Below are 12,607 nucleotides of genomic sequence, written 5' to 3'. Positions count from 1 at the left end.
CGCAGGGCTTCGACAGGCTCAGCCCGAACGGATTTCGGTTTGTCCTGCTGATTGAATACCACAGTTCGTGCTGAGCCTGTCGAAGCACAGGTGAGTCTCAAAGCCCTTCGATAGTGAGCAGGTTATGTCCTGCCTCACGCCGCCTTGCGCGCCGCCGCCAGCGCGGCGTCGCTCGCCAGTCTGTCGACGCGTTCGTTGTCGGCGTTGCCGGCGTGGCCCTTGACCCAGATCCATTCGATCTCGTGGCGCTGCGTCTCGGCGAACAGCGCCTGCCACAATTCGGCGTTCTTGACCGGCTTCTTGTCGGCGGTGCGCCAGCCGTTCTTGCGCCAGCCGTGGATCCAGCGGGTCAGGCCGTCCATCACGTATTTGCTGTCGGTCGACAGCTTGATCCGGCACGGCCGCGTCAGCACGCGCAGCGCCTCGATCGCCGCGGTCAGCTCCATGCGGTTGTTGGTGGTCAGCGCCTCGCCGCCCGACAGTTCCTTTTCATGGCTGCCGAAGCGGAGCAGCGCCCCCCAGCCACCGGGGCCGGGGTTGCCTTTGCACGCGCCGTCGGTGGCGATCTCCACCAATTGCGGGGTATCGGTCATGCGAAAGCCTCCGGATGCGCATCGTACCAGTCGAGCCGGCGAAGATAGGCGAGCGGGTCCTTGCGTGTCACCAGCGCATCGGCGGGGGTGTTGAGCCAGTCCCACGCGCGGGTCAGCAGGAAGCGGATGCAGGCGCCCTTCGCCAGCACCGGCAGCGCGGCGCGCTCGGCGGCGGACAGGCCGAATGCCGCGTCGTAACCGGCAAGCAGCGCCGATCCGACGCCCTCCAGCGGCACGCCGAGCGGATCGAACGCCCAGGACGTGTGCATCACCGCGACGTCATAGGCGCGGATATCGCGGCAGGCGAAGTAGAAGTCGATGAGGCCGGTGACGGCATCGCCGAGCATCAGCACGTTGTCGGGGAACAGGTCGGCGTGGATGACGCTGACCGGCAGATCGTGCGGCCACGCCGCCTCGACCGCCGCCAGCGCGCCATCGACCCGCGCGAACAGCCCCGGCGCAATGCCGTCGAGGTCGCGGCCGCAGCGGTCCAGCAACGGCCGCCAGTCGGCGACGCCGAGGCTGTTGGCACGGCTGCCTGCGAAATCGGCGACCGCGCCGTGCAGCCGGCCGAGCGCCGCGCCCGCGGTTGCGGCATGCTGCGGTGTCGGGCGCGTCACCGAGATGCCGGTAAGGAAGCGGATCAGGCAGGCGGGGCGCCCCTCCAGCGTCTGGATCGCCTGCCCATCGCGGTCGCGGATCGCCGGCGGCACCGGCAGGCCGCGGGCCGCGCAATGGTCGAGCAGGTCGAGGAAGAAGGGCAGGTCGCCCGCATCGACGCGGCGCTCGTACAGCGTCAGGATGAAGCGCGCGGTGTCGGTATCGACGAGATAATTGCTGTTCTCGACCCCCTCCGCGATGCCCTTGGCGGAGACGAGCTCGCCGACGCCGTCGTAGCGGCGCAGGAACGCGGACAGCGCCTCGGCGGACACCTGCGTATAGACGGCCATGGTTTCCCCCCTCCTTACTCTACGTCTTCGTCACCCCGGACGTGTTCCGGGGTCCACTCCGCGGCTTGGCGGTCGGCAGGAGCCTCTATCCGTCCGCCTGCGGATGGGTGGACCCCGGAACACGTCCGGGGTGACGGGTCGTTCTGTGGAAACGTGGTCGACCTATGCCGCCGCGTCCAGCCCGCGCGGCAGCTTGAACGCGATCGTTTCGCGCGTCGTTTCTTCCTCTCGCTCGCTGACGTCGAAGCGCGTCGACAGCAGATCGACCAGCTCGCGCACCAGCAGTTCGGGCGCCGACGCGCCCGCGGTGATGCCGAGCGTGCCGACACCGTCGAGGAACCCCCAGTCGAGATCGTCTGCGCGCTGGATCAGCCGCGCCGGAATCCCCTCGCGCTCCGCGACCTCGACGAGGCGTACCGAGTTGGACGAATTGGGCGCGCCGATCACCAGCATCGCGTCGCACGCCGCGGCGATCGCCTTGACCGCCGCCTGCCGGTTCGACGTCGCGTAGCAGATGTCCTCGCCGCGCGGCGGCAGCATGTTGGGGAAACGGCGCTGCAGCACCGCGACCACCGCGGCGGTATCGTCGACCGACAGCGTCGTCTGCGTCAGGAAGGCGAGGTTGTCGGGATCGGCGGGCGCGAACACCTCCGCATCCGCGGCGGTCTCGATCAGCGACATCGCACCGGCGGGGACCTGTCCGAAGGTGCCGACGACCTCCGGGTGGCCGGCATGACCGATGAAGACGATGTGGCGGCCGGCGGCGACCAGCCGTTCGGCCTGGCGATGGACCTTCGACACCAGGGGACAGGTCGCGTCGAGATAGTCGAGCCCGCGGTTCTGCGCCGCCGCCGGCACCGACTTGGGTACGCCATGCGCGGAGAAGACCACCGGCGCGCCGTCGGGCACCTGGTCCAATTCCTCGACGAACACCGCGCCCTTCGCCTTCAGCGTATCGACGACGAACTTGTTGTGGACGATCTCGTGCCGGACATAGACGGGGGCGCCGTGCTTTTCGATCGCGAGCTCGACGATGCGGATCGCGCGGTCGACGCCGGCGCAAAAGCCGCGCGGCGCGGCGATCAGCAGGTCGAGCGGCAGCCTGGCGGCGCTGGCGGGAAGGGCTGCGTTCGGAAGAGAAGCCATGGGGACGCGCTTTACGCGATTGCCCCGCCGTGCGGAAGCACGCGATTGCCCCGCCGTGCGGAAGCACGCGATTGCCCCATCGTGCGGAAGCACGCGATTGCTTGCACGCGCGAAAGGCGGTTCCTATGGTGCCGCCCGCACCGCCGGCTCGTCCCGGCGTGGCATCGTTGCCCGTTCGACAAAGGTACGCGTCCCCGTGAAAACCCCGCTTCTCGGCCTGTCCGCCCTCGCGCTGCTCCTCTCCGGATGCGCCGGCAAGGGCGAGATCGTGGAGGGCGGCATCACCGCCGTGCGCTCCGCCTGTCCGACCGTCGGCGTCGCCGCCGGCACCGGCGACCTGACGGTGTTCGATCCCGTGACCAGCCAGGACGCGAGTGCGATCGACGTCGTCGCGACGATGACCAACGTGCGCGGCGCGTGCAACGACGCGGGCGACCAGATCGCCACCAGCGTCACCTTCGACGTGCTCGCCCGCCGCACCCGCACCGACGCGGCCCGCGACGTGAGCCTGCCCTATTACATCGCGATCGTCCGCGGCGGCACCGCGGTGACCGCCAAGCGCAAGGGCGAGATCGTCGTCCACTTCGACGCCGGTCAGGCACGCGGCCAGGCGAGCGGCACCGCCTCCACCCAGATCGCGCGCTCCGCCGCGACGCTGCCCGACGAGGTGCGCGAACAGCTGACCCGCAAGCGCAAGGCCGGCGACGAGGATGCCGCGACCGATCCCCTGACCCGGCCCGAGGTACGCTCCGCGGTGTTGCGCGCGAGCTTCGAGGCGCTGGTCGGGTTCCAGCTGACCGATGCGCAGTTGAAGTATAACGCGCAGCGCTAGTGAGCGGTGATGCGGAGGCGAGGCGGGCGGATTATGTCGCTGCGGTGCACGCCTTGCGCGACGAGATTGCGCCGCTCCATGATGCGGGATGGTCCGAGGAAGCGATCGCGCGTCATCTCGTCGCGCGGCGCAACGCCTTGAAACAGGATGCCCGTGCCGGCGATCCGGAGGAGATCGTGGCACTCATGGCAGCGCGCAACCTGCGCAAATACGGCGATCCTGTTGGCCCCGGCGCAGACTGGTTCTTCGCCAAATACGGCAATTGGGCGGCTGTCATCCAGGCAGCCTTTCGCACGGCGGACTTGAGTAAAGGTTTGTGAAGGAGCATATGGGACATTGGGACCATGGAACTGCTGTCGCTTCCTGACGCTCGCTTGAGCCTCGAATTCACCGAAGACGAGATGCCGATGGTCGTCTCCGGCTTGCGGTTGGTGGCGCGCCGGTTCCGCAAGCCGATGCAGGTGACGTCGAAACAGGCGACCACCCATCGCGTGTTGCATGTCGGTGGCGCGCGGTTCATCCTGATGACGGAAGACGGCGATCCTGCGCTTCTGTCGACATCCGCCCATGGCGACGCCATGTTGCGTGCGGTGGTGGACACGGTGCGTTCGGTGCGCACGCGCGAGAAGGTCCGGGGCGCTTCGCACGCCGCTCCACTGCGGGAACATGCCTGTTAGAGGTCGCTGACTGCGCCGCTTTCCCGATTGACTAACCCCCATCACGCCGCCACAGCTTGACCCGTCGATGCCGGGCGACCGGCATGGGCGCGCGCGGGAGAGAGCCCCTCCGCAAGGGGGCCGCCGAAGGAGCAACCACCCCGGAATCTCTCAGGCAAACGGACCGCGCGCCGCCTCATCGACACTCTGGAAAGCGTTCCTTTGAGGAGCCACCGAAGGGGTAAGCCGGGCGACCCGCCCGGTCAAAGCTCTCAGGTCACCGTGACAGAGGGGGTATGACGGATCGGATGCGGCGCTGCGCCGTCTTCGGTCACGTACCTTTTTGGAGACGGTCGATGAGCGAGACGCTGCCAGATACTTTGCCCGACCCGCTCGACGGCGTCGATGAGGGCGACGAACCCGCGATCCAGCACCTGCCGCTCGACGCCTGGCACCGCGCCCGCGGCGGCCGGATGGTGCCGTTCGCGGGATACGAGATGCCCGTCCAGTACGAAGGCATCATGGCCGAGCATCTGTGGGTGCGCGAATCGGCGGGGCTGTTCGACGTCAGCCACATGGGTCAGGTCGGCCTGACCGGCGACGGACTCGATGCCGCCGGCATCGCGCGCGCGCTCGAGGCGGTGCTGCCGGGCGACATCGCCGGGCTGGCGCCGACGAAGATCCGCTATTCGCTGCTGCTCAACGACGAGGGCGGCATCCTCGACGATTTGATGGTGACGACGCTGCCTGCGGAGGGCGCGCATCCGTTCGGCGAGGCGAGCCATTACGTCGTCGTCAACGGCGCGACCAAGTACGACGATCTCGCCTATCTGCTCGACGTGCTGCCCGATGCGGTCACGCTCAACCTGATGGAGGATCAGGCGCTGCTGGCGGTGCAGGGGCCGAAGGCGGTCGAGGCGGTCGCGCGGCTGGTGCCGGGTGTCGAGCGACTCGTGTTCATGACCGCAGGCGCGTTCGCGTGGAACGGCCATGCGCTGTGGATCAGCCGTTCGGGTTATACCGGCGAGGACGGCGTCGAGATGTCGGTGCCTTCCGAAGTCGCCGCGGCCTTCGCCGACGCGCTGTGCGACCAGCCCGAGATCAAGCCGATCGGCCTCGGCGCGCGCGATTCGCTGCGGCTCGAGGCGGGCTTGCCGCTCTACGGCCACGACCTCGATCCCGAGACGACGCCGGTGATGGCCGACCTCGGCTTCGCGCTGTCCAAGCGCCGCCACGAGGCCGGCGACTTCGCCGGCGCCGCGCGCATCCTCGCCGAGCGCGCCGATGGTCCTGCGGTCAAGCGCGTCGGCCTGTCGGTCGAGGGGCGCCAGCCGGTGCGCGAGGGCGCCAGCGTCGTCGATGCGGACGGCGCGGTGATCGGCCGCGTCACCAGCGGCGGCTTCGCGCCCAGCGTCGGCGCGCCGATCGCGATGGCCTATATCCCCGCCGATCTGGCGAGCGTCGGCACCACGGTGCGCCTCGTCCAGCGCGGCAAGATCCACACCGGCACCGTCACCGCGATGCCGTTCGTTCCCCACCGCTACGTCCGCGCAGGAGGCAAGTGATGAGCCGTTACTTTACCGAAGATCACGAATGGGTCGACGTCGATGGCGATATCGGCACCGTCGGTATTTCCGAATATGCGCAAGGCCAGCTGGGCGACATCGTGTTCGTCGACGTGCCCGAGGACGGCAAGGCCCTGTCGAAGGGCGACGAGGCCGCGGTGGTCGAATCGGTCAAGGCGGCCTCGGACGTCTATTCGCCGGTGTCGGGCAATGTCCTCGAGGGCAATACCGCGCTCGCCGACGATCCGAGCCTCGTCAATTCGGACGCGGAAGGCGAGGGCTGGTTCTTCAAGATCACGCTCAGCGATCCGTCCGAGCTCGAGACGCTGATGGACGAGACCGCCTACGAAGCGTTCGTCGCGAAGCTGTGACCCGCAAAGCCCCCTCCCCACCGGGGAGGGGGTTGGGGGAGGGGAGCGTGCTCGCCTGACGGCAAACGCCGCGCGAGCGACTCTCCGTAATCCCCGGACGCGCCCCTCCCCCAACCCCTCCCCGTCGGGGAGGGGAGAAAGACCGCCATGCGCTACCTGCCGCTTACCCAGCCCGATCGCGACGCCATGCTCGAGGTCATCGGTGCCGCCAGTATCGACGATCTGTTCGTCGACGTGCCCGAGGCCGCGCGCCTGTCGGGGGCGATCCACGGCCTGCCCAACCACGCCTCCGAGCTCGCCGTCGAGCGGCACATGACCGCGCTCGCTCGCCAGAATACGGTCGCGGGCGAGGTGCCGTTCTTCCTCGGCGCGGGCGCGTACCGCCATCACGTGCCGGCCAGCGTCGATCACCTGATCCAGCGCGGCGAGTTCCTGACCGCCTATACGCCGTATCAGCCCGAGATCGCGCAGGGCACGCTGCAGATGCTGTTCGAGTTCCAGACGCAGGTCGCGCGCCTGCTCGGCACCGACGTCGCCAATGCCTCGATGTACGACGGCTCGACCGCCTGCTGGGAAGCGATCGGCATGGCGCGGCGGATCACGCGCAAGAGCAAGGCGATCCTGTCGGGCGGGCTCCACCCGCATTACGTCAGCGTCGCGAAGACGATGGCGAAGTACACCGGCGACACGCTGGAAACCGCGACGCCGCAGCTGACCGCCGACACCGATATCGACACGCTGATCGCGAGCATCGATGCCGAGACGTCCTGCGTCGTCGTCCAGTATCCCGACATCCTCGGTCGCATCGCCGACCTGACGCCGCTCGCCGACGCCTGCCACGCGCACAAGGCGCTGCTGATCGCGGTCGTCACCGAGCCGGTGGCGCTGGGCGCGATCCGCTCGCCCGGTGAGATGGACGCGGATATCGTCGTCGGCGAGGGCCAGTCGATTGGCGTCGGGCTGCAGTTCGGCGGGCCGTACGTCGGGTTGATGGGCTGCAAGGAGAAGTACATCCGCCAGATGCCCGGCCGCTTCTGCGGCGAGACGGTGGACGCCAACGGCAAGCGCGGCTTCGTGCTGACGCTGTCGACGCGCGAACAGCATATCCGCCGCGAAAAGGCGACGTCGAACATCTGCACCAACTCGGGGCTGTGTGCGCTCGCCTTCTCGATCCACATGACGCTGCTGGGTGAGGCTGGCCTGCGCCGGCTGGCGGGGATCAACCATGCCGGCGCCTGCCGTGCGGCCGACCGGCTGGCGCAGGTGCCGGGCGTCGAGCTGGTGACGCAGAGCTTCTTCAACGAATTCACGCTGAAGCTGCCGACCGAAGCGCGCCCCGTCGTCCGCACGCTCGCCGATCGCGGCATCCTGGCGGGCGTATCGCTCGGCCGGCTCTACCCGGATGAGGCGGGCCTCGCCAACGGCCTGATCGTCGCGGTGACCGAGACGACGACCGCGGAGGACGTCGAAACCCTTGCCGCCGCACTCGAGGAGGTTTTGGCATGAGCATCAACCAGAGCGGCTGGCGCCCCAAGATGACCGCCGCCAACGGCAACGACGCCGCCCCCACCTTCACCGGCAACAGGGCGCTGATGCTGGAGGAAGCGCTGATCTTCGAGATCGGCGATACCAGCACGACCGGCGTCGATTTCGCCGAGGGCGACGTTGCGGGATCGCGGCTGGGCGACCTGTCGCGCAAGGCGCCGATCGGGCTCGCTGGCCTGTCGGAGCCGGAGACGATCCGCCACTACACCCGCCTCAGCCGGCAGAATTACGCGATCGACCTCGGCCTGTTCCCGCTGGGTTCGTGCACGATGAAGCACAATCCGCGGCTCAACGAGAAGGTCGCGCGGCTGCCCGGCTTCGCCGACGTCCATCCGCTCCAGCCGGTCGATACCGTGCAGGGCGCGCTCGGCGTCATCAACGAACTCGCGGTCTGGCTCATCGAGCTGACCGGCATGCACGGCGTCGCGATGAGCCCCAAGGCGGGTGCGCATGGCGAGCTGTGCGGCATCCTGTGCATCAAGGCGGCGCTGGAGAAGCGCGGCGAGGGGCATCGCAAGGTCGTGCTCGTCCCGGAAAGCGCGCACGGCACCAACCCCGCCACCGCTGCCTTCGCGGGCTTCATGGTGGAGGACATCCCCGCGACCGCCGACGGCCGCGTCGATACCGATGCGCTGAAAGCGCGGCTGGGGCCGGACGTCGCCGCGGTGATGATTACCAACCCCAACACCTGCGGCCTGTTCGAGCGCGACCTGAAGGCGATCAGCGACGCGGTGCATGACGCGGGCGGCTACGTCTATTGCGACGGCGCCAATTTCAACGCGATCGTCGGGCGGGTCCGTCCCGGCGACCTCGGCGTCGATGCGATGCACATTAACCTGCACAAGACCTTCTCGACCCCGCACGGCGGCGGCGGGCCGGGGTCGGGGCCGGTGGTGCTGTCGGAGGCATTGAGCCCGTTCGGCCCGCTCCCCTTCACCGCGCGGATGGCCGACGGCCATATCCAGCTGATCGAGGAAGAGACCGCGGGCGACGACCATCCCGACACGTTCGGGCGGATGACCGCCTTCCACGGTCAGATGGGCATGTTCACGCGGGCGCTGACCTATATCCTCAGCCACGGTGCCGACGGCCTGCGCCAGGTCGCCGAGGATGCGGTGCTCAACGCCAATTACGTGCTGCGCAGCCTGGAGGGCACGCTCGACGCGCCGTTCGCCGCCTCGGGTCCGTGCATGCACGAGGCGATCTTCAGCGACGCCAACCTCGCCGAGGGCTTCTCGACACTGGACGTCGCCAAGGGGCTGATCGACGAGGGCTTCCACCCGATGACGGTCTATTTCCCGCTCGTCGTCCATGGCGCGATGCTGGTCGAACCGACCGAGACCGAATCGAAGGCGGCGCTCGACCAGTTCATCGGCGCGCTGCGCAGCGTCGCGGAGCGCGCGAAGGCGGGCGACACGGCGCTCAAATCCGCCCCGCACTTCGCGCCCCGTGCGCGGCTCGACGAGACGCTGGCGGCGCGCAAGCCGGTGCTGGTATGGAAGGAACCGCCGCTGGCGCAGGCGGCGGAATAAAGGGCACCGTCACCCCGGACGTGTTCCGGGCGTGAGCCTCTCGCCCTCCGCCCCGCCGCGGAGTGGACCCCGGAACACGTCCGGGGTGACGGAGGAAGTGGCGCGAGGGCGTACCTCTTCCGTAACGCATCCGCCGCCGCTACCCTCGCCAAAAGGGCAGGGGGTACAAACATGCACACACAGCAGCCGGGCGGGTGGATCAGCTATGCGATCCCGCTCGTCGTCGTGGCGGTGGTGATGGCGATCCGCTGGCGGCGGATGAGCCGGGTGCGGCCGCTCAAGCTCGAACGGCTGTGGATCCTGCCCGCGGTGTATGCGGTGGTGATCGGCTTCACTTTCTCGCGCTTTCCGCCGCACGGGGCGGGCTGGGCGTTCTGCCTCGTGGCGCTGGCGCTCGGCGGCGCGCTCGGGTGGCAGCGCGGCAAGATGATGCGGATCACGCTCGATCCCGAAACGCATGACCTGGGGCAGACCTCGTCGCCCGCGGCGCTGCTGTTCATCGTGCTGCTGGTCGTCGTGCGCAGCGGCGCGCGCGGCGCGATGAGCTATGGCGGCGGCGGGTTCGACCCGATGGCTGTCACCGACGTGCTGATGGCGCTGGCGCTCGGCCTGTTCACCGCGCAGCGGCTGGAAATGTACCTGCGGGGCAAGCGCATGCTGGCGGCGGCGCGGGCGGCCTAGGCCACGTCGTCCGCGCTCGCGACCAGCGTGTCCGTCCGCCGCCGCACCGCCTCGCGCCAGACGATGACGAGGCCGCTGGCGACGATGACCGGCGCGCCGATCCACGTCGCCGCGGCGGGCAGCGTCCCGAACACCAGCCAGCCGAGCGCGGTCGCCCACAACAGGCTGGAATAGTCCATCGGCACCACCACCGACACCGGCCCGAGCCGCAGCGAATTGGTCATCGCGATCTGCGCGCAGCCGCCGAGCAGGCCCACCGCGGCGAGACACGCCCAGCCGAAGACGCCATGCCCGCGCGCGATCGGCACGTAGAACAGCGACAACGGCACCAGCGACAGGACGGAGAACCAGAAGACCGTCGTCAGCGCGCCTTCCGTCCGCCCGATCTGGCGCAGCAGGATCGTGACGCACGCCGTCCCCAACGCGCCGGCGAGCGCGAATCCGGTGCCGGTCAGCGAGCCGTGGGCGCCGCCCGGCTGGGCGACGATCAGCACCCCGACGAACCCCGTGATCACCGCCCCCCAGCGCCACGCGCCCGTCGGTTCGCGCAGGATCGCCGCGCCGAGGATCGTGGTGATCAGCGGCACGGTGAAGCCGATCGTCGTCGCCTCGGCGAGCGGCAGCGCGACGATGCCGTTGAACGTCATCGTCATCGCGCTGAGCCCCACCGCCATCCGCAGGACATGCGCGGGCAAGCGCTGCGTCGCGACCGAACGCAGGCCGGGACCGCTCAGGATCACCCCCGATACCAATACCGCCGCGCCGAACTGGCGAAAGAACAGGATCTCGACGACGCTCGCCCCCGCCTGTTCGGCGAGCTTGATGCACGCGTTCATCAGGGCGAAGAACACGACCGACAGCAGGCGCAGGCCGATCGCGGGCAGGATACGGTCGTTCATCCGCGGGGGCTTAGCGGCAACGGGTGGGGGCGGGTAGGGTTGGCTCGAACGATTGCACAACCGACCGCGCGCCCAACATCCTCCGTCACCCCGGACTTGTTCCGGGGTCCACCGGTGGGCGGGCGTATCGCTTCGAGCAGATGCCGTTCGCCTCGCCGCGGAGTGGACCCCGGAACAAGTCCGGGGTGACGGTGGGATGGGAGGATCGCCTTGCGAGCCAATCAGGCGATAGGCGCCCTTGCGGGGGTGACGAGTATTCGTCTGACGGATAAAGGCCCCCCATGAAGCACGCTCTCCCCGTCACCCGCGACGCCGATTTCGCCGCCTGGTATCAATCCGTCATCGCCGAAGCCGACCTCGCCGAGGAATCGGGCGTGCGCGGGTGCATGGTCATCCGGCCGTGGGGCTATGGCATCTGGGAGCGGATCCAGCGGCTGCTCGACGACCGGATCAAGGCGACCGGCCATGAAAACTGCTATTTCCCGCTGTTCATCCCCTTGTCCTATTTCGAGAAGGAGGCCGAGCACGTCGAGGGCTTCGCCAAGGAGATGGCGGTGGTCACGCACCACCGGCTGATCCCCGACGGCAAGGGCGGGCTGATGCCCGATCCGGCCGCCAGGCTGGAGGAGCCGCTGGTCGTCCGCCCGACGTCGGAGACGGTGATCGGCACCGCGTTCGCGCGCTGGGTCCAGTCGTGGCGCGACCTGCCCGTGCTCATCAACCAATGGGCCAACGTGGTGCGGTGGGAGATGCGCACGCGCATGTTCCTGCGCACCAGCGAGTTCCTGTGGCAGGAGGGGCATACCGCGCACGCCACCGCCAACGAGGCGCGCGAGGAAACGCGCAAGATGCTCGAGGTCTATCGCAGCTTCGCCGAGGACTGCCTCGCGCTCCCCGTCGTGGCGGGCGAGAAGCCGGAGAACGAGCGCTTCCCCGGCGCGGTCGCGACCTACAGCATCGAGGCGATGATGCAGGACGGCAAGGCGCTGCAGGCGGGCACCAGCCACTTCCTCGGCACCAATTTCGCCTACGCGCAGGACATCAAGTTCCAGAACAAGGAGGGCGTGTTCGAGCTCGCCAACACCACCAGCTGGGGGGTGAGCACGCGGATGATCGGCGGCGTCATCATGGTGCACGGCGACGACGACGGGCTGCGCGTGCCGCCGCGGATCGCGCCGTGGCAGATCGTCATCGTGCCGATGCTGCGCGACACGCCCGAGGACGAGGCGCTGATCGCCTATGCCAAGGACATCCAGTCGAACCTCGCCGGCCTGTCGGCGCTCGGCGAACCGGTGCGGGCGCTGCTCGACCTCAAGCCCGCCAAGGCGGCGACCAAGCGCTGGGGCTGGGTCAAGAAGGGCGCGCCGATCGTCGTCGAGATCGGCGGTCGCGATATGGCCGGCGGCGCCGTCTCGGTGATCCGCCGCGACCGATTGTATCGCGAGGACGGCAAGCTCGACAGCCAGGTGATGCCGCGCGGCGATTTCGAGGCGGATGCGCCAGCGCTGCTCGCCGCGATCCAGCAGGCGCTGCACGCGGAGGCGAGCGCACGGCTGAAGGCGGGAATCGTGCCGGCTGCCGACTTCGCCGCGGTCGAGGTGCATTTCGCGGAGGGGGTGAAGAACCCCGGCTGGGTCGAGGTGCAATGGGCGCGGCCGACGGGCGCGGCGCTCGACGCGGTGGTCGAGCGGCTGAAGGCGCTCAAGCTGACGATCCGCAACGCGCCGGGGGATCAGGCGGCGGCGGACGGGGCCTGCGTGTTCACCGGCGAACCCGCGGTCGAACGCGTGCTGCTCGCGCGCGCCTATTGACCGCAGGCGAGGGGCACGCGACGGCA

The 12,607-nt window shown here is 69.0% G+C and carries 13 protein-coding genes and 2 riboswitches; of the genes, 9 read left to right on the top strand and 4 right to left on the bottom strand.

Going from position 1 to position 12,607, the window contains the following annotated elements; genetic code table 11:
- Window positions 1-134: 134 nt before the first annotated feature.
- The 3 genes from rnhA to ispH form a co-directional block, all read right to left on the bottom strand.
- On the bottom strand, window positions 135-593 hold the full coding sequence (gene rnhA / locus M9979_RS09975) for a ribonuclease HI (protein WP_254289209.1): 459 nt from the start codon (window positions 591-593) through the stop codon (window positions 135-137).
- On the bottom strand, window positions 590-1,543 hold the full coding sequence (thrB, locus tag M9979_RS09970; RefSeq protein ID WP_254289208.1) for a homoserine kinase: 954 nt from the start codon (window positions 1,541-1,543) through the stop codon (window positions 590-592). The genes rnhA and thrB overlap by 4 nt, the downstream gene beginning before the upstream one ends.
- 162 nt (window positions 1,544-1,705) lie before the next feature.
- A complete protein-coding gene (ispH, locus tag M9979_RS09965) occupies window positions 1,706-2,689 on the bottom strand; it encodes a 4-hydroxy-3-methylbut-2-enyl diphosphate reductase (protein WP_254289207.1) in 984 nt (327 codons plus the stop codon).
- A 196-nt stretch (window positions 2,690-2,885) separates the two neighbouring features.
- Between ispH and M9979_RS09960 the strand changes: the two genes are divergently transcribed.
- From M9979_RS09960 to M9979_RS09925, 8 genes are all read left to right on the top strand, one after another.
- On the top strand, window positions 2,886-3,521 hold the full coding sequence (locus M9979_RS09960; RefSeq protein ID WP_254289206.1) for a hypothetical protein: 636 nt from the start codon (window positions 2,886-2,888) through the stop codon (window positions 3,519-3,521).
- On the top strand, window positions 3,521-3,841 hold the full coding sequence (locus tag M9979_RS09955) for a hypothetical protein (RefSeq protein ID WP_254289205.1): 321 nt from the start codon (window positions 3,521-3,523) through the stop codon (window positions 3,839-3,841). The genes M9979_RS09960 and M9979_RS09955 overlap by 1 nt, the downstream gene beginning before the upstream one ends.
- Window positions 3,842-3,865: 24 nt before the next feature.
- Complete coding sequence (locus M9979_RS09950) at window positions 3,866-4,198, top strand: hypothetical protein (RefSeq protein WP_254289204.1); 333 nt, start codon at window positions 3,866-3,868, stop codon at window positions 4,196-4,198.
- A gap of 84 nt (window positions 4,199-4,282) precedes the next feature.
- Window positions 4,283-4,374, top strand: a riboswitch (glycine riboswitch).
- Window positions 4,375-4,476: riboswitch (glycine riboswitch) on the top strand.
- A 57-nt stretch (window positions 4,477-4,533) separates the two neighbouring features.
- Window positions 4,534-5,742, top strand: a complete 1,209-nt coding sequence (gene gcvT / locus M9979_RS09945; RefSeq protein ID WP_254289203.1) for a glycine cleavage system aminomethyltransferase GcvT — start codon at window positions 4,534-4,536, stop codon at window positions 5,740-5,742.
- Window positions 5,742-6,113, top strand: a complete 372-nt coding sequence (gene gcvH, locus M9979_RS09940) for a glycine cleavage system protein GcvH (RefSeq protein WP_254289202.1) — start codon at window positions 5,742-5,744, stop codon at window positions 6,111-6,113. Before gcvT ends, gcvH begins: the two co-directional genes overlap by 1 nt.
- Before the next feature lie 147 nt (window positions 6,114-6,260).
- Entirely contained in the window at window positions 6,261-7,619 is a 1,359-nt protein-coding gene (gcvPA, locus tag M9979_RS09935) for an aminomethyl-transferring glycine dehydrogenase subunit GcvPA (protein ID WP_254289201.1), read from the top strand.
- The gene (gene gcvPB, locus M9979_RS09930) at window positions 7,616-9,190 is read left to right on the top strand and encodes an aminomethyl-transferring glycine dehydrogenase subunit GcvPB (RefSeq protein ID WP_254289200.1); all 1,575 of its coding nucleotides are present in this window, start codon (window positions 7,616-7,618) and stop codon (window positions 9,188-9,190) included. The genes gcvPA and gcvPB overlap by 4 nt, the downstream gene beginning before the upstream one ends.
- Before the next feature lie 171 nt (window positions 9,191-9,361).
- Window positions 9,362-9,871: a CcdC protein domain-containing protein gene (locus tag M9979_RS09925; protein WP_254289199.1), complete on the top strand. Its 510-nt coding sequence runs from the start codon at window positions 9,362-9,364 to the stop codon at window positions 9,869-9,871.
- Here M9979_RS09925 and M9979_RS09920 read toward each other — a convergent pair.
- Complete coding sequence (locus M9979_RS09920; protein WP_254289198.1) at window positions 9,868-10,770, bottom strand: DMT family transporter; 903 nt, start codon at window positions 10,768-10,770, stop codon at window positions 9,868-9,870. The two genes, M9979_RS09925 and M9979_RS09920, sit on opposite strands and share 4 nt — an antisense overlap.
- A 281-nt stretch (window positions 10,771-11,051) precedes the next feature.
- Between M9979_RS09920 and M9979_RS09915 the strand changes: the two genes are divergently transcribed.
- Window positions 11,052-12,581 carry an aminoacyl--tRNA ligase-related protein gene (locus tag M9979_RS09915; RefSeq protein ID WP_254289197.1) on the top strand — a complete coding sequence of 510 codons (1,530 nt, stop codon included), beginning with the start codon at window positions 11,052-11,054 and terminating at the stop codon, window positions 12,579-12,581.
- The last annotated feature ends 26 nt before the right edge of the window (window positions 12,582-12,607 follow it).

The organism is Sphingomonas liriopis, assembly GCF_024211255.1.
GTDB classification, from domain to species: Bacteria; Pseudomonadota; Alphaproteobacteria; order Sphingomonadales; family Sphingomonadaceae; genus Sphingomonas; species Sphingomonas liriopis.
This window is presented reverse-complemented; position numbering and strand designations above follow the sequence as displayed.

Excerpts from the sequence above, each read along its gene's own strand:
- rnhA (WP_254289209.1), bottom strand. The coding sequence starts at position 593 with ATGACCGATACCCCGCAATTGGTGGAGATCGCCACCGACGGCGCGTGC.
- thrB (WP_254289208.1), bottom strand. The coding sequence starts at position 1,543 with ATGGCCGTCTATACGCAGGTGTCCGCCGAGGCGCTGTCCGCGTTCCTG.
- ispH (WP_254289207.1), bottom strand. The coding sequence starts at position 2,689 with ATGGCTTCTCTTCCGAACGCAGCCCTTCCCGCCAGCGCCGCCAGGCTG.
- M9979_RS09950 (WP_254289204.1), top strand. The coding sequence starts at position 3,866 with ATGGAACTGCTGTCGCTTCCTGACGCTCGCTTGAGCCTCGAATTCACC.
- gcvT (WP_254289203.1), top strand. The coding sequence starts at position 4,534 with ATGAGCGAGACGCTGCCAGATACTTTGCCCGACCCGCTCGACGGCGTC.
- gcvH (WP_254289202.1), top strand. The coding sequence starts at position 5,742 with ATGAGCCGTTACTTTACCGAAGATCACGAATGGGTCGACGTCGATGGC.
- gcvPA (WP_254289201.1), top strand. The coding sequence starts at position 6,261 with ATGCGCTACCTGCCGCTTACCCAGCCCGATCGCGACGCCATGCTCGAG.
- gcvPB (WP_254289200.1), top strand. The coding sequence starts at position 7,616 with ATGAGCATCAACCAGAGCGGCTGGCGCCCCAAGATGACCGCCGCCAAC.
- M9979_RS09925 (WP_254289199.1), top strand. The coding sequence starts at position 9,362 with ATGCACACACAGCAGCCGGGCGGGTGGATCAGCTATGCGATCCCGCTC.
- M9979_RS09920 (WP_254289198.1), bottom strand. The coding sequence starts at position 10,770 with ATGAACGACCGTATCCTGCCCGCGATCGGCCTGCGCCTGCTGTCGGTC.
- M9979_RS09915 (WP_254289197.1), top strand. The coding sequence starts at position 11,052 with ATGAAGCACGCTCTCCCCGTCACCCGCGACGCCGATTTCGCCGCCTGG.